At 59.8% G+C, this 18,806-nt stretch carries 20 protein-coding genes and 1 pseudogene; 2 read left to right on the forward strand and 19 right to left on the reverse strand.

Annotation, left to right across the window (positions count from 1 at the left end):
* Positions 1-8: 8 nt before the first annotated feature.
* The 19 genes and pseudogenes from pal to AC1QQ2_RS08595 form a co-directional block, all read right to left on the reverse strand.
* The gene (pal, locus tag AC1QQ2_RS08505; protein WP_105235550.1) at positions 9-536 is read right to left on the reverse strand and encodes a peptidoglycan-associated lipoprotein Pal; all 528 of its coding nucleotides are present in this window, start codon (positions 534-536) and stop codon (positions 9-11) included.
* 79 nt (positions 537-615) lie between these two features.
* Complete coding sequence (tolB, locus tag AC1QQ2_RS08510) at positions 616-1,932, reverse strand: Tol-Pal system beta propeller repeat protein TolB (protein WP_479712818.1); 1,317 nt, start codon at positions 1,930-1,932, stop codon at positions 616-618.
* 138 nt (positions 1,933-2,070) lie between these two features.
* Positions 2,071-3,240 (reverse strand): energy transducer TonB, encoded by a 1,170-nt coding sequence (locus AC1QQ2_RS08515; RefSeq protein ID WP_479712819.1) that lies wholly within the window; start codon positions 3,238-3,240, stop codon positions 2,071-2,073.
* Positions 3,241-3,244: 4 nt separating this feature from the next.
* Positions 3,245-3,715: a protein TolR gene (gene tolR / locus AC1QQ2_RS08520; RefSeq protein ID WP_067549661.1), complete on the reverse strand. Its 471-nt coding sequence runs from the start codon at positions 3,713-3,715 to the stop codon at positions 3,245-3,247.
* Between the two features lie 3 nt (positions 3,716-3,718).
* Entirely contained in the window at positions 3,719-4,393 is a 675-nt protein-coding gene (gene tolQ / locus AC1QQ2_RS08525) for a protein TolQ (protein ID WP_067549662.1), read from the reverse strand.
* Positions 4,394-4,552: 159 nt separating this feature from the next.
* A complete protein-coding gene (gene ybgC / locus AC1QQ2_RS08530; protein WP_479712820.1) occupies positions 4,553-4,954 on the reverse strand; it encodes a tol-pal system-associated acyl-CoA thioesterase in 402 nt (133 codons plus the stop codon).
* Positions 4,951-5,571 carry a hypothetical protein gene (locus tag AC1QQ2_RS08535; RefSeq protein ID WP_479712821.1) on the reverse strand — a complete coding sequence of 207 codons (621 nt, stop codon included), beginning with the start codon at positions 5,569-5,571 and terminating at the stop codon, positions 4,951-4,953. The genes ybgC and AC1QQ2_RS08535 overlap by 4 nt, the downstream gene beginning before the upstream one ends.
* Before the next feature lie 39 nt (positions 5,572-5,610).
* Positions 5,611-6,243: an urease accessory protein UreG gene (ureG, locus tag AC1QQ2_RS08540; protein WP_105235555.1), complete on the reverse strand. Its 633-nt coding sequence runs from the start codon at positions 6,241-6,243 to the stop codon at positions 5,611-5,613.
* On the reverse strand, positions 6,240-6,620 hold the full coding sequence (locus tag AC1QQ2_RS08545) for a carboxymuconolactone decarboxylase family protein (protein WP_479712822.1): 381 nt from the start codon (positions 6,618-6,620) through the stop codon (positions 6,240-6,242). The genes ureG and AC1QQ2_RS08545 overlap by 4 nt, the downstream gene beginning before the upstream one ends.
* Positions 6,617-7,252 (reverse strand): urease accessory protein UreF, encoded by a 636-nt coding sequence (locus AC1QQ2_RS08550; protein ID WP_479712823.1) that lies wholly within the window; start codon positions 7,250-7,252, stop codon positions 6,617-6,619. The genes AC1QQ2_RS08545 and AC1QQ2_RS08550 overlap by 4 nt, the downstream gene beginning before the upstream one ends.
* Complete coding sequence (locus tag AC1QQ2_RS08555) at positions 7,236-7,691, reverse strand: urease accessory protein UreE (protein WP_479712824.1); 456 nt, start codon at positions 7,689-7,691, stop codon at positions 7,236-7,238. Before AC1QQ2_RS08555 ends, AC1QQ2_RS08550 begins: the two co-directional genes overlap by 17 nt.
* A 7-nt stretch (positions 7,692-7,698) precedes the next feature.
* Complete coding sequence (ureC, locus tag AC1QQ2_RS08560) at positions 7,699-9,399, reverse strand: urease subunit alpha (RefSeq protein WP_479712825.1); 1,701 nt, start codon at positions 9,397-9,399, stop codon at positions 7,699-7,701.
* Positions 9,399-9,704, reverse strand: coding sequence for an urease subunit beta (locus AC1QQ2_RS08565; RefSeq protein WP_105235559.1), 306 nt, complete (start codon positions 9,702-9,704; stop codon positions 9,399-9,401). Before AC1QQ2_RS08565 ends, ureC begins: the two co-directional genes overlap by 1 nt.
* Positions 9,705-9,713: 9 nt before the next feature.
* On the reverse strand, positions 9,714-10,016 hold the full coding sequence (locus tag AC1QQ2_RS08570) for an urease subunit gamma (RefSeq protein ID WP_105235560.1): 303 nt from the start codon (positions 10,014-10,016) through the stop codon (positions 9,714-9,716).
* A gap of 9 nt (positions 10,017-10,025) precedes the next feature.
* On the reverse strand, positions 10,026-10,823 hold the full coding sequence (locus tag AC1QQ2_RS08575; RefSeq protein WP_479712826.1) for an urease accessory protein UreD: 798 nt from the start codon (positions 10,821-10,823) through the stop codon (positions 10,026-10,028).
* 136 nt (positions 10,824-10,959) lie between these two features.
* Positions 10,960-12,655, reverse strand: a pseudogene (gene ade / locus AC1QQ2_RS08580) (adenine deaminase).
* A gap of 383 nt (positions 12,656-13,038) precedes the next feature.
* Positions 13,039-13,971 (reverse strand): FAD:protein FMN transferase, encoded by a 933-nt coding sequence (locus AC1QQ2_RS08585; RefSeq protein ID WP_479712827.1) that lies wholly within the window; start codon positions 13,969-13,971, stop codon positions 13,039-13,041.
* Positions 13,928-16,123, reverse strand: coding sequence for a PepSY domain-containing protein (locus AC1QQ2_RS08590; RefSeq protein ID WP_479712828.1), 2,196 nt, complete (start codon positions 16,121-16,123; stop codon positions 13,928-13,930). Before AC1QQ2_RS08590 ends, AC1QQ2_RS08585 begins: the two co-directional genes overlap by 44 nt.
* A 9-nt stretch (positions 16,124-16,132) precedes the next feature.
* Positions 16,133-16,603, reverse strand: a complete 471-nt coding sequence (locus AC1QQ2_RS08595) for a DUF2271 domain-containing protein (RefSeq protein WP_105235565.1) — start codon at positions 16,601-16,603, stop codon at positions 16,133-16,135.
* Positions 16,604-16,757: 154 nt separating this feature from the next.
* Here AC1QQ2_RS08595 and AC1QQ2_RS08600 point away from each other — a divergent pair, with 154 nt between their 5' ends.
* The gene (locus AC1QQ2_RS08600; RefSeq protein ID WP_105235566.1) at positions 16,758-17,417 is read left to right on the forward strand and encodes a response regulator; all 660 of its coding nucleotides are present in this window, start codon (positions 16,758-16,760) and stop codon (positions 17,415-17,417) included.
* Positions 17,417-18,727, forward strand: coding sequence for an ATP-binding protein (locus AC1QQ2_RS08605; RefSeq protein ID WP_479712829.1), 1,311 nt, complete (start codon positions 17,417-17,419; stop codon positions 18,725-18,727). The genes AC1QQ2_RS08600 and AC1QQ2_RS08605 overlap by 1 nt, the downstream gene beginning before the upstream one ends.
* Positions 18,728-18,806: the final 79 nt, after the last annotated feature.

Here is an 18,806-nt window from a genome sequence, read left to right on the forward strand (position 1 = left end):
TCGTCGTCTTAGCCCAGTTGGCCGATGCTGATCACGGTCACAGCGCGGCGGTTCTGGCTGTAGCAGCTTTCCGATGCGCAGGTCGCCAGTGGGCGTTCTTTACCATAGGAAATGGTGCGGATGCGCGAGGCCGAAATGCCTTTGGATATCAGATATTCGTAAACGGCGTTCGCACGACGTGCACCGAGCGCAAGGTTGTATTCGCGGGTGCCCTGTTCGTCAGCGTGACCTTCGATCACAGCGAGGTAGTCGTTGTTGGTCATCAGCCACTGTGCCTGACCGTCCAGAACCGCACGGCCTTCGGCAGAGAGGGTCGACTGGTCAACAGCGAACAGAACGCGGTCACCAACGTTTTGCTGGAAATAAGCTGGGCTTGTTGGGTCGTTCACATCGCCAAGGCCCGACATGCCGATGCCACCAGCACCGCCAGCAGCGTTAAGATCGACCGAGTTCCCAGCGCCGAAACGGTCGGGGCGGGTACAGGCGGCGGTGGACAGGGCCAGAACGATAAGGGCCGCTTTGGTAAGGGTTTGCATGGATTTTCTATCCTGTTTTTGACTGCTCTTGGGTCATGTATAGCATGGACAGACCCCTATTGGGAATCCGTCCATAATATTAGCGAAGCAACGGGCCCCACGAGGGGTCAGATGCGAAACCATTGGAGGGGACCTGACGCAGGTTCCGACCAGAAATATCTACCGAGTAGAGCGATGGACCACCGCCCGCGCCGAGCGCTTCGCGGAAGAACATGATCACACGGCCGTTGGGTGCCCATGTCGGACCTTCATCGAGGAAGCCACCAGAGGCAGAGGACAAGAGGCGCTCTTCGCTGCCATCGGTGCGCATAACGCCGATGTGGAAACGACCCGCGTTCTGTTTGGTAAAGGCAACGAGGTCACCACGCGGCGACCAAACCGGAGTGCCATAGCGCCCTTCGCCAAAGGAAATGCGGCGCGGTTCACCGCCAGACACTGGCATCACATAAAGCTGCTGGGTGCCCGAACGGTCGGATTCAAATACGATCTGGCTGCCATCAGGCGACAAGGACGGACCTGTTTCGATCGACGGCGCATTGGTCAGGCGGTTGTGCTGGCCTGTTGCGATGTCGGTCATCCAGATGTCGGTGTTCCCGCCCGTCTCTAGCGAATAGATCACGCGCTGACCGTCACGGCTAAAGCGCGGCGAAAACGCCATGTTACCCGGAGCGGTGGTGATCGGCTGCGCAACGGCAGAGGACACGTTCAGCATATAGATGCGCGGGCTGCCAGACTCGTAAGAGGTATACAGAACGCGATCCCCCGTAGGCGAGAACCGAGGAGCGAGCACCAACGAGTTGCCTTGGGTTAGCGATTGAGGGTTCTGCCCATCGTAGTCCATGATCGAAATGACCTTGCGGCGGTTATCTTTCGGACCACTTTCCGCGACATAGATCACGCGGCTATCAAAGTAGCCAGACTCGCCCGTGATACGGGAATAGACCTGATCGGCAACCTTGTGCGCCAGACGACGCCAGCCGTCGACACCAGCGACCAACTGCTGCCCCTCGCCCATCTCAGCCCCTGTGAACACGTCATAGAGACGGAACTTCACGACGACCTGACCGCCCTGCACCGCAACTGCACCTGTGATCAGGGCTTGGGTGTTGATGGCGCGCCAATCTGGATAGGCGGGCGTGGTGTCAAAGATGTGCTGGCTGATAAAGGCCGAGGACGGGATTTGACGAAACAGCCCCGTGCCCGACAAATCCTCTGCGATCACACGAGTGATATTCGCGGCCATATCCTCGGACCCAGCTATCTCCGCTTGGAATGTCGGGATCGCATAGGGGAGCGGTTCGATGACACCATCGGTGATGGTCAGACGCAGGGGTTCAGCCACAACAGGTGCGCCCAGAAAAACCACCAGCAGAAGGGCCATAAACTTCTTAAACATTCGTATCCTCATGTGCCTGCATGTCGCAGCCTTGGGGTGTTAGCGCTGTCTTTACCAGATTTCCGTAACAAAGATCGGAAAAATACGCGGAAAGACGCCAATTCGTGAACAAGCGTGAGCAGTGAAGCGCGCAAGCCATCAGCGGAGCCTCATTGTCGACGGGTCAAACGTCAGTTCGACGTCTTTCCAATGTTCGTATTTATCTGCCGGAAGCGGGTAGCCCGACGACTGGCAACGAAGGATCGCACGGCGTGCGGCCTCGAACGCGGCACGTGCCGTGGCTGCATCGCCGCCAGTAAAGTTCAACATTTCCACATCGCCTGCAACTTTACCCTCTTGGGTCATGCTAAAGCCGACGGTGACCGTGACACTGGCCCATTGTGCGCCGTTGTCGACCACCCAACAGCTGCTGACGGCACGACGGAACCCGTCCTCTTCGCCGCCGGTGAGCGGCGGACCAGAGGTCGCGGGGCCTTCGTTCACCGCAGCACCCGAGGCCGCAGCCAAGGCCGCCGCGATATTCGCAGCCTCAGTGTCGGTGCTTGGCGCAGGCGTCTCTGCAGGTGCAGGGGTCTGCGCGGTTTGTGTCTCTGGCTCTGGTGTCTGCGAGGGTGCAGGCGTTGGCGGGACAAGCGCCGATGGCCGCGATGGCGGACGCGGGGTCGATGTCGGCGCAGACGACGGCTTTTCGTCTGGGGACACGATGCGGGTCGCGGTTTCTTCGGGCGCGGTCGGGGTTTGCTCTTCGACCACCGGATCAGTGGTTTCGGTCGGTGCATCCTCAACAACAGCCGTTTGCGCCTGTGGCGAGACTTCGGCCTCGGGCGGTGGGGGCGGCGTTGGAGTCGATGCAACACGGTCCGCGGGACGCTCAACGGGGCGATCGCTCACGGGCATATCAGGGGCACCAGCGGGTTGCTCAGGCGGTGTCGGTTCCACGACCGTATCCGCAGGAGGCGCAACAGGTTCAGGCCGCGCAGGTGGCGGCGGAGGCGGCGTGTCCTCAACAGGGGCTTCAGGCGCTGGGGTCGGCGCAGGTGTAACAGGCGCGACCTCTTCGGCGACGGGCGCAGGCGTGTCCACGGGAACGTCAGGCGTCACCATCTCGCCAATCGGTTCAGCGACAGGGTTGGGCGAGGTTGCCGCCACCATCGCCTCGTATTCCGCACCAGAAACGACAGACACTTGCGTGACCTCGAAATCCATCGGCGTGTTGTGCATGCCCCAGCCAACAATCAGCCAGAGGATCAACCCTGTATGGCCGATCCCCGACACCCAAGTGCCGATGCTGTAGCGTTGTAGGTTCACGACCTTAACCGCCCGATCCCGGAGTTGCGATGTCGGTCACAAGACCGATGTTGGAAAATCCGCCCGCGTTCAGCAGTCCCATGACATGCGCCACGCGGTCCCAATTGTTGGCCCCATCTGCACGCAGATAGATACGGTCAGAGGTCCGCTCTGCCGCGATGGCCTGTAGTTTGGTGACCAGTTCCGCCTCATCAGTTTCGCTGTTCTGGATGGCAACGGCACCCTCTGCGGTGATTGTCACCGTCAGCGGTTCTTCGTCGTCCGTCGGCAGCGCACTGGCCTGCGTTTTCGGAAGCTCAACAGGCACGCCCACCGTCATCAACGGGGCCGCGACCATAAAGATGATGAGAAGCACCAACATCACGTCCACGAACGGCGTGATGTTGATTTCTGACATGGCAGCATTGCCGCCGCTCACGCGACGACGACGGCGTGACCCGCCGCCCCCGCCCTTTTTCATGACGCCCGCACCCATGGATCAGCTATCCAGCTGACGACCAAGGATGGTCGAGAATTCGTCGGCAAAGGCCTCGTAGCCTGCGATGACGTGGTCACTGTCGTTGGACAGTTTGTTATAAAAGATAACTGCAGGGATCGCGGCCAGAAGGCCCAGACCTGTCGCCAATAGCGCCTCGGAAATACCAGGAGCCACAACGGCGAGGTTTGTCGTCTGCGCCTCGGCGATTTCGATGAAGGAGTTCATGATCCCCCAAACGGTCCCAAAGAGGCCAACGAACGGCGCGGTCGACCCAACGGTTGCCAGAACAGGAAGGCCTTTTTGCAGGGCGGCAGCTTCTTTGGCGATGGCAACATCCATGGATCGGTCAATCCGCGCATGTGCGTTGGCGATGAACCCACCGTCCCCTCGCAAACTGCGCTGCCATTCGAGCATACCCGCGACGAAAATGCGCTGGCTCGGGCCTTGGGGATTGGTGCCGATTTGGTCGAACAGATCGTTCAGCGGCTCACCCGACCAGAACGAACGGTCAAAGACAGCAGCCTCGGCGCGTGCTTTGCGATATTGGACGATTTTGTCCACGATCACTGCCCAACACCAGACCGATGCCATCACGAGCATGATCATGACGAGTTTAACAAGAATTGTCGCGCGGGCGAATAACGCCCACATCGTGTAGTCGGTTGCTGCTTCCATCTGCCTGCTCGTTTGCCGCCGCGGTTCGTTCCGCGATTTGCATAACTCTTTACAGCATATGCGGGTATTCTGCCAAGGGTCCGCCGATCACGGCTTTGTATCAGGCGGAAATACGCGGACGGCAGGGGTCAGCGATCCCAACCCACGGAAAGATATGGTTTAATGCAGCGGACGCCGCAGAATTGCGGGCAATCGCACCGCAGTTCCGTTCCGCCCAATCGCGACAAGTGTTACAAGTGCCGTGAACAATGGGGCGGCTTTAGGGTCATTCGTTCGGGTCACGACCTGACGCAGAACCATGCTCGCCCCGCCCATGTGATCCACCGTCGTTTCGATGGTAAGTTCGTCGTCGAATTTCGCCGGATGCAAGTAATCAGCCTCAACGCGACGCACGGCAAAGACGATCCCATCCTCGTCTTTCATGCGCGCCTGATCGATGCCAAGCCCACGGACCCATTCGCTCCGCGCCCGTTCAATGAACCGCAGGTAGTTCGCGTAGTAGACGATCCCCGCGAGGTCAGTATCTTCGTAATAAACGCGGCAGGTAAAACGGTGGGTCATGACAGCTCCGTTCTGGCGGCAAGGCGGTAGGCGTGGCTGGGATCACGGTCGCAGGCAGGCAAGACCGGATGATAGGCGGCAGCGATCACCGCAGCGATGTCAGGGCGCAAAACGGTCACGCCATTCGCCAGCGCCAGCGGCGATTTCGTGGCAAAGGCCCCGTCACCCCATGTCAGCAGCATCTGCGCGGCCTGCGCCAGCGCGATATCCTCGGCGGGTAGTTTCGCCATCTGTGCGTCCATACGGATGAACACCACGCAGGCCGAAATCGCGCCCGTAGCGTCGAACTTGAACGTGCGGAACTGGTTGGCGTTCGACGCCTCTAGGCGCTCAACAATTCCGTCCAGCCCATCGACCAACTTTTCAAGGTTGGGCACGCCCGAAATTTCCGCCCACTCACGGCAGAAAAAGATCATCAGGTTCGCGCCCAATTCTGGATCTGTCTCGGCCATTTTGTGACCGGACATCGCGACAACGACCTCAATCGCGCCTTTCAGGACAGAGAGGGTTTCTTCTTCGACGCCGAAAATGACAGGCACGATCGGGCGCCCCCAACGGGCGCAGAGAAAGCTGCCATCGGCACGGGTGAAGAGCGGGATGATATCGTCTGGCGTCATGCCCCGTCGATAGCCTGAGCCGTCTTTGGGATCAATGGGCTAGGCCGCCGCATCCCGCAAAGTGATCCCACCCTCGCGGATGATGAACTCTGCGATTTCTTTCGGTCCGATCCCGTTGCGCAATTCGGCAAAAAGGAACGGTTTACCCTTCCGATGCTCGGTCGCGTCGCGGTTCATACGGTCCGTATCGGCCCCCACATAGGGCGCAAGGTCGCGTTTGTTGATCACGAGGAGGTCCGATTTCGTCAGCGCAGGTCCACCTTTGCGCGGAATGTCGTCACCCGCCGCCGTATCGATGACATAGATCGTCAGATCGGCAAGCTCAGGACTGAACGTGGCAGAGAGGTTATCGCCGCCGCTTTCGATCAGGATTAGGTCGAGGTCAGGGAAGGCCTCGTTCAGTTCAGCCACAGCAGCGAGGTTGATCGAGGCATCCTCGCGGATCGCAGTGTGCGGACAACCGCCCGTCTCGACCCCGCGAATACGGTCGAGAGGGAGAACCTGCGCCCGCATCAGCGCCTCTGCGTCCTCGCGGGTGTAGATGTCATTGGTGATCACCGCCATCGAACAGCGGTTTGCCAGCTGTTTGCACAACTCCTTGGTCAGAGTGGTTTTTCCAGCGCCAACAGGTCCGCCGATACCAACGCGCAATGGGCCATGAGGAGAGGTCATTCCGATTTCCCTTCTTCTTCGAATACTTCCAACGCCGCGTTCAGCGCATTCACCGCCGCAGGCATCCCGCCATAGAGCGCGGTGTGCAGGATCGTTTCGGCAATCTCTTCACGGCTGAGGCCCGCCTTGCGCGCGCCTGCGATGTTCACTTTCAACTGCGGTTTTGTCTGCCCGCCCAGCGCCGTGCAGGCAGCGATGGTAGCGATGTAACGGTCGCGCATCGGCAGACCGTCGCGCCCGTAGAACGCACCGAACTGGCGGACGAAAATCTCGCCCACGCCGGGCAGCAGCTCGCCATAGCGGCGGTCCAGCGCCTCTTCCATGTTCGGGTTCAGCTCGGCAACGATCTCGCGGCCTTTGATGATAGGGTCGGTCATGTGCGATAGATCCTTGTTCGCTGGGTTTCATGCCGGATCGTGGCAAGGTCAGCGGCCATCGTGGCAGACCCCAGATCGTTTTCTTCGGCAGTCAGCGCCAAAGCGGACAGCCGTTCGATCAAGGGCGCCATGTCCCGCAGCACCCGTTGGGCGTCGGACTGGCCGATGGGCACGCATCGCGCCGCGATGGTGCAGAGGTTGCCCGCAAACGATTGAAGATAAAAGGTAAGGGTTTCCGCCAATGGCAGCCCCGCCTGTTGCGCGGATGCCCCCGCAACAACCGGCAAGGGCCAGTCGGTCGCCGTGCCGCCCCAGATGTCCGAGACGACATTGGAGAACGCCCGCCCTTGCGCTGTTGTCTCCAGATGTCTCTCCCGCGATGCGCCCAATGCCAGCGCCAGTTCCGCGATTTCGACGGCGTCACCCCGATAGGCCAGTGACAACAACATCGCATCCTGACGGCCCGCGCCACGCTCCATCACATCGGTCAACCACTCGGCAAAGCTGGTAGCGTCAATGACCTTGCCCGCTTCGACCATCGCCTCAAGCCCGTGCGAATAGGCGAACGCCCCCGTGGGGAAATTCGCGCCGAACCATTGCGATAGGGTCAATAGGTCAGTGGGCGTGGCCATGCGTCCTCCCGTGACCATAGGCGCCGCCTTCGGGGGTGAAGGGTTCAGTGACGCGGCGGACGTTGGCCCCAAGGCGCATGAGCATATCTGCCATCACGTGATCCTCGCGGATCAACAGGCGACCCTCTGCGATCTGACAGGGCGTATGACGGTTGCCGATGTGCCACGCGATGCGGGTGAGGTCGTTGCCCGTCACTTCGATCAGCGCTTCGGGTGCTGCGAAAATCGCCACCCCGCGCCCATCTTCGAGCATCAGCATGTCCCCATGATCGAGCGAGGTCGTCTCTGCCAAGTCTAACAGAACCGCCTGCCCCTGATCCGTGATCAGCCGTTTGCGGCGCAAGAACCGATCCTCGTAGGTCAGCGTGATGCTCAGCACCGCGGGCGGGTTCGGGCCGCGGCGGACCTCACGGGCGGTTAGGGTGAGTTCGGTCAGCATGGACACCTCAGAACAAGAAATAGCGCTGCGCCATCGGCAGTTCGCTTGCGGGTTCACAGGTGAGAAGCTCGCCGTTCGCGCGGACCTCATACGTCTCAGGATCAACCTCGACCTTGGGCATCAGCGCGTTGTGGACCATGTCGGCCTTGCCAATGTTGCGGCAATTCTCGACCGCGATCACCTCTTTGCCGAGGCCATCGCCCACGCCTGCCTCAAACGCGGCTTTGGACACAAAGGTCACGCTCCCAGCGGTCAAACCGCCACCAAAGCTGCCGAACATCGGGCGGGTATAAACGGGCTGCGGTGTCGGGATCGACGCATTCGGGTCGCCCATTTGCGCGACCGCGATGGTGCCGCCCAGTAGAACCATCTCTGGCTTCACGCCAAAGAACGCAGGGCTCCAGAGCACGAGGTCAGCGCGTTTTCCGACCTCAATGCTGCCGATGTGACGTGACATGCCGTGGGCAATCGCGGGGTTGATCGTGTATTTCGCAATGTAACGTTTGACGCGGGTGTTGTCGTTGTCGCCTGTTTCTTCGCTCAAGCGTCCGCGCTGTTTGCGCATTTTATCGGCGGTCTGCCATGTGCGGATGAGAACCTCGCCCACACGCCCCATCGCCTGACTGTCGGACGCGATGATCGAAAACGCGCCCATGTCGTGGAGGATATCCTCTGCCGCGATGGTTTCCTTACGGATACGGCTTTCGGCAAAGGCAACGTCCTCTGGGATCGATTGGTCGAGGTGGTGACAAACCATCAGCATGTCGAGGTGCTCTTCGAGCGTGTTGACCGTATAGGGCCGCGTCGGGTTGGTGGAGGACGGGATCACGTTCGGTTCCCCACATACGCGGATGATGTCAGGGGCGTGCCCTCCACCTGCGCCCTCGGTGTGGAAGGCGTGGATCGTCCGACCCTTCATCGCGGCAACGGTGTTTTCGACAAAGCCAGATTCATTCAGCGTATCGGTGTGGATCATCACCTGAACGTCCATCTCGTCCGCGACACTCAGGCAGCAGTCGATAGCGGCAGGTGTGGTGCCCCAATCCTCGTGCAATTTGAGGCAGGACGCACCTGCCCGCACCATTTCGCGCAGCGGATCAGGGAGCGAGGCGTTGCCTTTGCCCGCAATGCCCGTGTTCATCGCCAAGCCGTCAAAGCTCCGCATCATCTGGCCGATGTGCCATGTGCCCGTGCAAGTCGTCGCCAGCGTGCCATGCGCAGGACCAGAGCCACCGCCGATCATCGTCGTGACGCCCGAATGCAGCGCATCGTCGAACTGTTGCGGCGCGATAAAGTGGATGTGGCTGTCGATCCCGCCAGCGGTGAGGATACGCCCCTCGCCCGCAATGGCTTCGGTCGCGGGACCGATGATGATATTCACGCCAGGCTGCGTGTCAGGGTTGCCCGCCTTACCGATCGCATGAATACGTCCGTTTTTCAGGCCAACGTCAGCTTTATAAATCCCCGAATGGTCCACGATCAGCGCGTTGGTAATGACGGTGTCAACGGCACCCTGATCGCGGGTGCGCTGGGATTGGCCCATCCCATCGCGGATCACCTTACCGCCGCCGAATTTGACCTCTTCGCCATAGATGGTGTGATCGTGTTCGACCTCAATAATCAGGTCCGTATCGGCAAGCCGCACGCGGTCCCCGACGGTGGGGCCAAACATATCAGCATAGGTCGCACGAGAGATTTTAGCGGGCATCAGAGGTCTCCCATCACGTGTTGGTTAAAGCCAAAAACCCGACGGTCGCCCGACAAGGGGATCAAGGATACTTCGCGTTCTTGCCCCGGTTCAAACCGCACGGCGGTGCCTGCAGCGATGTCGAGACGCAGACCACGTGCGGCCTCTCGGTCAAAGGACAGCGCGGGATTGGTTTCGGCAAAGTGGTAATGGCTGCCAACCTGCACAGGACGGTCACCCGTGTTCGCAACCAATAGCGTCGTCACAGGGGCACCTGCGTTCAGTTCGATATCGCCCGCTTTGGGCATGATTTCTCCGGGGATCATGGGCGCCTCTTATCGAATGGGGTGGTGAACGGTGACGAGCTTGGTCCCGTCGGGGAAGGTCGCTTCGACCTGAACGTCGTGGATCATCTCTGCGATGCCATCCATGCACATCTCGCGGGTGACGACATGAGCGCCCGCCTCCATCAGATCCGCGACCGAACGACCATCCCGTGCGCCCTCAACCACGAAATCGGTGATCAGGGCGATAGCCTCGGGGTGGTTCAGTTTGACGCCACGCTCCAGCCGCTTGCGCGCAACGATGGCGGCCATTGCGACCAGCAGTTTATCTTTTTCACGAGGGGTGAGGTTCATCGTGCCTCCTTACATTGTCCAAACGCGGGGCAGATCGCAGCCGCGGAAATTGCGTAGAAATTCGGTCAGTTGGCGGCGCAGGGCGCGGGCGTCGTCATGCATCAACCGCACGACGAGTTTCCCACCCCACGCCGTGGCGGGAACGCCCAGTGCGCGGGCCTCATCCAGACGGTCCACCGCATCGGGGCCAACATAGAGGATGGTCGCCGTGGCGCGGGCACCGTTGAGGCAGCCGATCCCCTGATACTGTGTGAAATCGCCTGTGATACGCGTCGCCTCGGCGTGGATCAAACGACCATCAACGCGGATGCGCCACTGGTCGCTAAAGGACACGGTTTTTAGCGTTTCGCCCATCGCCTTGCGGCCAAAGATCACGGGTTCGACGATCAACAAACGACTATCCGCATCAAGGTCAGCGGTGATCGTGCGGGCAATCGCGCTTTGGTCAAAGAGGATGGTTTCCTGCGGCATCCAATGGACCGTCGCGCCGCCTTTGGCCGTCAGGTGGACATCCATCCGCGCCACCCCTTGGGAGGCTTTATAAACCCGCTCTGCCGTTTGCGTGGCGACCGTGGCAGAGGCACCGTCATGGGCGTGAATGTCGATGCGGTAGTCATCCCCGCCCGTCAAACCGCCGGCCGTATTAACCAAGACAACATCGGGAACAGGCGCATGATTGCGTGGCAGAAGCGCCTTCAGGCTACCAGACTGATGCAGATCGCGCAGACGATTGTCGGGGTCAGAAAACCCAGCCACCACCCGCCCTTTGGCGCGTTGCAATTTGACCTGATGTGTTGCGTCCAGCATCCCGTTCCCCACTTGCTCGGGTAGCTAGACAGAGGCCCGCGACAGGGAAAAGACGACGCCGTGCGGGGCGCTTAATCCATAGGCATACAGCCCACCAATTGCCCGTTTCGGGGCGTTTCGGTGAAAAAATAGGCAGTTAGGAAATCAGTTCGAACTTATGAACATCGACCATACCGCGGTCGGTGATTTTCAATGCGGGGATCACAGGCAGGGCGAGGAAGGCCAGTTGCAAGAACGGCTCTTCGAGCGTGACGCCCAGTGAATGCGCAGCGGCCCGCAGAGGGATCAGCTGATCGCGGACCTCTTCGAACGAAAGAAGGCTCATGAGACCCGCAACAGGTAGCGCAAGCTCGGCAAGGATTTTGCCATCCTGAACCACCACGAAACCACCTTCGATCTGGCCCAAGCGGTTCGCGGCCAGCGCCATGTCGTCGTAATCCGCGCCAACGACCGCAATGTTGTGGTGGTCGTGACAAACGGTCGAGGCAATCGCGCCCGATTGCAGCCCGAACCCTTTGACAAAGCCTGTCGCGGAGTTGCCGTTGACCCCATGCCGTTCGATCACCGCGATGCGGATCAGATCGCGGGTGATGTCTGGGCGTTTGTCGCCATCGGTGCTGGGAATGTCCTCGTGCAGGCATTCGGTGATGATCTTTCCCTCAAGGATACCAATGACAGGCGTCTCGGGGTTGTTGCCACCGTGACGGAAATGATCGGGCGTGACGGTCGGGGCCTTGACCGAATTGCGGCCGACGGGCGGGATGATATCCCGTGCGGCAAAGGCAGCGTCGTTCAAGACCTTGCCACCACAAAGCACCAATTGCGCATCGCAAGCTGAGAGATCGCCAATCGCAACGATATCCGCCCGTTTCCCCGGTGCGATCTGACCACGGTCCTTGAGGCCAAAGGCCTCAGCCGCAGACAAAGACGCCGCGCGGTAAACAGCAGTGGTCGGGCTACCCCGTGCGATCAGACTACGGATCATGTAGTCGAGATGCCCGTATTCATCGATGTCCAAAGGGTTTCGGTCATCCGTGCAGAGGCACATATAAGCCGAAGTGATATCGGTCAGAACAGGTTGCAGCGCGATCATATCCTTGGACACCGACCCTTCGCGGATCAGCACGCGCATACCTTTTTGCAGCTTTTCAATGGCTTCTTCAGCAGTGGTAGCCTCGTGTTCGGTGCGGATACCTGCAGCGACATAGGCGTTAAGGTCCTTGCCCGACAGTTGCGGGCAATGGCCGTCGATATGGCCGCCCTCAAACAGGCGGATTTTGTCCATGCAGTCAGGGTCGCGGTAAATCACGCCGGGGTAGTTCATGAACTCCGCCAGCCCAATGTTCGACGGATGCCCCATGACTTGCGCAATATCATCCGGCAAGAAGCGTCGCGCCTGCGGTCTCCATATGCGAGGACGGCACACAGGAGGAAAGCTGCACCTTGATGTCCATCACCGTATGCTGGCTTGCCTCTTGGAAATAACGGATACCGGCAAGCCCGATGACATTGGCGATCTCGTGCGGATCACAAATCGCGGTTGTCACCCCACGCGGCGCAACACAGCGGTCGAATTCGAACGGCGTGACGAGGCTGCTTTCGATATGGAGGTGTGTATCAATGAACCCCGGCACCAAGGTGAGGCCCGACACGTCGATAACCTCTTTGCCCTCGTAATCCGCACCGATCCCGACGATGGTATCGCCGCAAATCGCGACATCTCCAGCAATCCGTGCCCCTGTGACGACGCACAAAACCTCGCCCCCACGCAGGACAATATCGGCGGGTGCATCACCACGCCCTTGGGCAATACGTGTTTCTAGGTCGGCCATGTCTACGCTCCGGTCTTTTGGTCAGTAGACCGCAGAGACACCAAAGGGACAAGCGCCGATCAGAATTCGAACGTAACGGAGGGGAAATCGGGATCCTGCGCGACGCCAGTGTAAGCGCTGATCGTGTACGGGTCCGACACCTCTAAACTACTGCTCATGTTCGCGTCACTGGGAAGGAAAACAGAAACAAACGCGAGGGGGATTACGTAAAATGCGAACATGAGCAGGACTAGTTAAGAGGTAGGAACACTTTTGATATACACCCTTAACGTGATCACTCCATGCGTGCGCATGAGGTAGCGCCGCACGCAAATGCGGTATCAACCTACACGTTCGTGCAAGAAACTAGAGGGAGAACCCGACCTCGGCTCGCGCGGCCCGACTCAGGCGCGTTCAAGGTACATCGCCTTAATGCCGTTGGCGCGCGCAAAGAGCGTTCCCGCCTCTTTGCCCATCACCATTAACGCCGTCGCCCAAGCATCTGCAGCCATGCAGGTTTCATCCAAAACGGTGACAGAGGCAGGACCATCGATCAGGGGGATGCCCTGACGAGGGTTGATAGTGTGAGACAGCCGTTTGTCCCCGACCGTAATCCAGTGCCGATAGTCGCCAGAGGTGGCAACGGCGACGTCGGTTACTTCGACAACGGAATGGATTGCGCGGCGGTCGTAGTCGGGGGCTTCAACAGCGATGGGCCAGAACCCACCGTCAGGTTTGGTGCCGATGGCGCGCAGGTCACCGTCGATCCCCGCGCAGATGGATGTCACGCCCAAACGGCGGGCCGTGTCGATGAGGCAGTCGGTGCCGTATCCTTTGGCAATGCCGTTGAGGTCCAGTTGTACGGGCTGGTTTTTGCGAACCCGAAGGCCCTCTGCATCCAGTTCGACCGCGTCATGGGCCGCGATATGCGGTGTGTCGCCAATCATCTGGGTCAAGTGGTCAGCATCGGCAGGTTTGGGGCCGAACCCCCACGCGTCGACCGCGCGGCCGACGGCAATATCGAACGCGCCGCCCGACAGTCGCCCGATGGTCAGCGCCTGATCCAGAACCGTAAAGAGCGCAGCGGGCACAGTCACCCATTCCCCAACAGGTGCGGCGTTCAGACGGCAAAGGTCGCTATGCGGTTTCCAGAGGGACATCTGCGCGTCCACGGTGTCCACCGCCTTTTGGAACGCTGATTGAAAGGGGGATGGGTCCGCGCCCTCTGGCAGCCAGAATTGCGCATGCCAGCGGGCCGTGCCCATCGTTTCACCCGAGAGGTTGTGACAGCGATCAGAACACATCGGCAGCATATCGTCCTTCGGCCTTGAGCGCATCAACACTGAGTCCCAGAGGGGTGAGGATATCGTCGAGCGCCACTTTGACGCCGTCACCCATATCGCGTCCGCCGCAGATCAAAATCTGCGCACCCGTATTGATCAGGTCGGCAATGCGCACAGCGTCATCCGCGACCGCGTTCTGCACGTATCGGGGTTTCGCGCCACGCGACAGCGCCAAGGTCAGCGAGGACAGCCGCCCTTCCGTTTCCCATGCCGCAAAATCGTCATCATAGGCATAGCCACCACGGCGACTGCGGACACCGAAATACATATGAACAGGACGGTGGGCAGCGTTCGCCCGAATAAAGCCCGCCAAAGCCCCGACGCCGGCGCCCGCACCGATCAGCACCAAGGGCGCATCCCCTTTTGGCGCGTGGAAGGCCGCGTTGGTCGAGACATAGGCATGGACCGTCTCACCCACCTCAAGGGCGTAAAGCTGCCCCGAGCACAGACCACCCGGTGCCTTGCGAACACAGATTTCGACAAAGCCGTCCTTGGACGCAGAGGCCAGCGAATAGGACCGTGGGCTAGGGTCGCCTTGGGGCAGGATGTTCAACAGATCGCCCGCCTCGAACCCCGCAAAACCACGCCGCATCAAACGATCAAGGACAGACCGTTTCGGCAGGGCAAAGCGCAGGACGGCCATCGGGGCTTGGTCCTCTTCGCCGTAGGTGCGTTTAGAGATCAGCGTCAGATCGGTTGTTGGCTGCGGATCAACCATGGTGGCAAGGTCGGGTTCGGGCAGACCGAATGCCGCCGCATAATCACGACCCCAAGCCGCGAAATCCTGAACCGATTGACGGTCAACGGTGTGAATATCCGACGGCACAGACCAGCCACGGTCGCGCAGCGTTTGGGCAACTTTACGGGCATAGCCGCAGAACTCTGGATAGGAGGTGTCACCAAAGCCAATGATGGAAATCGGCGTCAATAATGGTCTTGCGTTCGCGATAGTCTCACAAAAATCGGATGCGGAATGGGGCGCGTCCCCTTCGCCATAGGTCGCAGCACAAAGGATGATCGATTTGGCCGCTGCGTATGTTTCAGGCGCGAAGTCGTTCATATCGGCGATATGAGTCGTTTGCCCCTGCCCTTGCAGCCAGAGCGCCGCCGCACGTGCAAACCGCCCAGTTGTGCCAGTCTCAGAGCCGATCAAAAGAACCACATCGGCATGAGCTGCGTCCGTGTTGTGCAGCTTTGGACCACGGCTCCGCCCTGCGATCCAGACCAAGAGGCCAGAACCCGTCAGAACAGGAACCGCAAGGGACATGAGGCCCAGCACCAACCCAAGGATCGACGCGCCCTGCCCTGTGTGCAGTAGGTGCATCACGTCCATGACCTTGGACCAGAGCGAGCGTTGATCCCATGTCAGCATCTCGCCCGTTGCGGGATCGACATAGCCCGCCCCTGCGTCTGTCTCGACCATATAGGCTTGGCCTGGAATACCTGCGCGGGGGATGGTGATCTGACGGATGGTATCGCCGTCTATCGCGGTGAGGGCTGCCAGTTGATCGGCGGGCAGCGCGGCCTCTGTGCTGATCGCAGAGGGCCACTCAGGATAGGGCGAGGTTTCAGGGATCAGGCCGAGCGTCGAGGCCCCCATCCACACGCCAGAGATCGACGAGATCAGCAAACCGATCCCCGCGATCCGTGCGATTTTCAGGTGCAGACCGCCCGCACCCTCGCCACGATCACGGGCAAAGAGTTTGCGCCAGCCGCCCATGCGACGGGCCGCGAGGAAGTAACCAGAGATCGACAGGATCACCATGGCAAGGGTGACGATCAGGACAACCACATGGCCTGCGTCCGAGAGAAACAACGCGCGGTGCAGGTTTTCGAACCAAAGCTCTAGTTGGCTGCTATGAACTGCGCCCATAGCCGCGCCGGTCGCTGGGTCGATGAGGGTTTGCTCTAACCCGTTCGCCCCGAACGACACGGCGGACATGATACCGGAGTCATCAACGACAATTTGTTCCGCACCTGGAATGGCTTGCTGGACGGCGACGACCAAATCCCCTGCATTCAACCGCACCGCCGTGCGGTCAGCGGAGAACACAGGAAAGATCGACAGGATCGCGCCCGTCAGGGCCACAATCACCAGCAAGAGAGAGGCAGAGACACCTGCCCAACGGTGGAAAGCGCGGAACATGCGGTGTCCTCACATATCAAAGGTGAAGGTTGCGATGTATCCGCGACCTGCAACGGTTTGACCTTTGTTCGCGTCATCCAGAGGCACAATGATTTCAGCTGGGCTATTGGGCATATGCTCAACGGCCACATCGACGCGTATTTGATAGCCTGCGTTGATCAAGGCGTCCTCGACATCGACCGTAATCTCGCGTGTCCGACCAGAACCGAGGCTTGCGCCCGACAGACCAGCGATTTCGCGGCTCGATCCACCTGTGCCGGCATACCAACCGCTCAGGTGATCCCACCACCGCGATTTGCCCGAGGCGATCCAGAGGTGACGCACATATTGGCCGCTCGCATCAGTGAGGTAATAACCGAGGTAGGCATCTTCGCCGCCGTAGTTGCGCATATGTGTGGTCAAAGTCACCTGCGCTGCAGAGGCAAATGACGGGGCAACTAGGGCGGTTGTCGCGACAAGAGCGGGGGTCAAAAATTTCATCTGTATTCTCCGTCAGAGTGGGCGCTTTGCCCAGTTATCGATTGCCTTATCGCCACCAAACCTGAAGCGAAACTGAAGGTTTCTGAAAACCGTCTTCAGCTTGTCTTCAGGTTCACAAGAGAGTGTAATCCCTAGACAATGAACGGAGTGCGACATGCGCGTTTTGCTGGTGGAGGATGATTTGGTGCTCGGCCCTGCGGTGGCTGATCAAATCATGGCCGATGGGCATAGCGTGGATCGCGTGACGACCTTGGACGAGGCGCAGTCGGCAGTTATGGCCTTTCCGTTCGACCTGATCCTGTTGGATTTGCTGCTGCCCGATGGGCGCGGCATTCCGTTCCTGAAATCCCTGCGGTCCCGTGGCGATGCAACGCCCGTCATTATCATCACCGCCTTGGATCAGGTCTCTGACCGCATCGCGGGACTACAGTCTGGTGCGGATGATTATCTGGTCAAACCCTTTGACCTCAGCGAACTCTCGGCCCGCATCGGATCTGTGTCGCGCCGCTATGCAGGCAACCCGAACCCACTCATCACCCATGGCGATCTGGACATCGATATTGCGGGGCGGACAGTTCTGAAATCTGGCGTAAAAGTTGCGCTCACCAACCGCGAATGGGCGATTTTTGAGGCGATCCTCCAACGTCCGAACCAAGTTGTCGGCAAGGGCCAGATCGAAGAGGTTCTGTCGAATTTCGACACCAGCGTTGGGCCGAATACCATTGAGGTCCACATCAGCCATCTGCGCAAAAAGATAGGCAAAGAGGTGATCCTGACCGAACGTGGTCTAGGCTACCGTTTGGGGCAACCATAATGATCAAACGTCCTCTGTCCCTTGTCGCGCGGATCGGCCTTTGGGTCAGCCTCATGGTCACTGTTTTGTGGATCGGCGCGGCCATCGTGACCGTCCAGCAAATGTATCACGAGGTGAACGAGGGCTTTGACCGCGACCTGCGCACCGCAGCCGACCGCATTCTGCCCATCGTTTTGCACGAACATTTCGACGACCACGAAGACGACCGCCCCCGCGATCTAGGGCGACTGGATCATTCAGATGACGTGGAGTTTCAGATTATCCGCGACCGCAGTGGCCTACTCCTGCGCTCTGAGGGTGCGAAGGCGATCGATTTTCCGACCCGCACGGGGTTTTCGGATGGGAACGGCTATCGGTTCTACGTGGCCCCCGAACGACGCGGCGCTGTGATTGCTGTGGCCCGTCCGTTGGATGCGCGCGAAGAAATCCTACACACTGCCATTACGGCGTTCGTGCTGCCGCTCCTCATTGTCGTGCCGCTCACGCTCGTGGCTATATATTATGCCGTTCGGCGCGGGCTCGTCCCGCTTGGCCTCTTGCGCAAAGAGATCGAGACGCGCGGCCCTGCAAACCTCACCCCCGTCGACATCGCCGATCTACCGCGTGAATTGAAACCGATGGTCGACGGCACGAACCGCATGATGGAGCGTTTGAACGCAGGCTTTGCCGCTGAACGCGACTTTGCCGCCAATGCCGCCCACGAATTGCGCACCCCTGTCGCGGGCGCGATTGCACAAGCGCAACGTCTGCAGGCGGAAAGCAAAGACACCGTCGCCGTCGCACGGGCCAAAGAGATTGAAACCACGCTTAAACGCCTGAACCGCTACGCCGAAAAGTTGATGCAAATGGCCCGCGCCGAAGGAGCAAAGCTCCGCGTTGAAGGGCCCATGGATGCGGCCCTCGTCATCGGCATGATCGTGGATGACTTCAAACGGACCGAGCCCGATTTGGCCATTCAGGTCAGCCTGCCCGACACAGCGGTTTTGACCGACCTCGACCCTGATGCGCTGGGCATTGTGGTGCGGAACCTGATCGAAAACGCGCTGCGCTATCGGACAGAAGGCACCGACATTTCCGTCACCCTCGACGCAGATCACCGACTTACCGTTGCCAACGATTGCCCCGTCGTGGATGCCGAAAAACTTGCCCGCTTGTCACAACGGTTCATTCGCGGCGGCGGCGCAGGCGACGGCACCGGCCTCGGCCTCTCTATCGTTCACATCATTGCGGAACGCAGCACCGCAGAGTTTTCGATCACCTCGCCACGATCTGGATCGGACCAAGGCTGCGAAGCGACGTTTACATTCTGACGGATTACGGTAGCGGACCACGTATCAGGCGCAGAATAATTGGAAATTAGGGAAAGAAGTGGTGCCCCCACACGGACTC

Source organism: Aestuarium sp. (genome assembly GCF_023253315.1).
GTDB lineage: Bacteria > Pseudomonadota > Alphaproteobacteria > Rhodobacterales > Rhodobacteraceae > Marivivens > Marivivens donghaensis.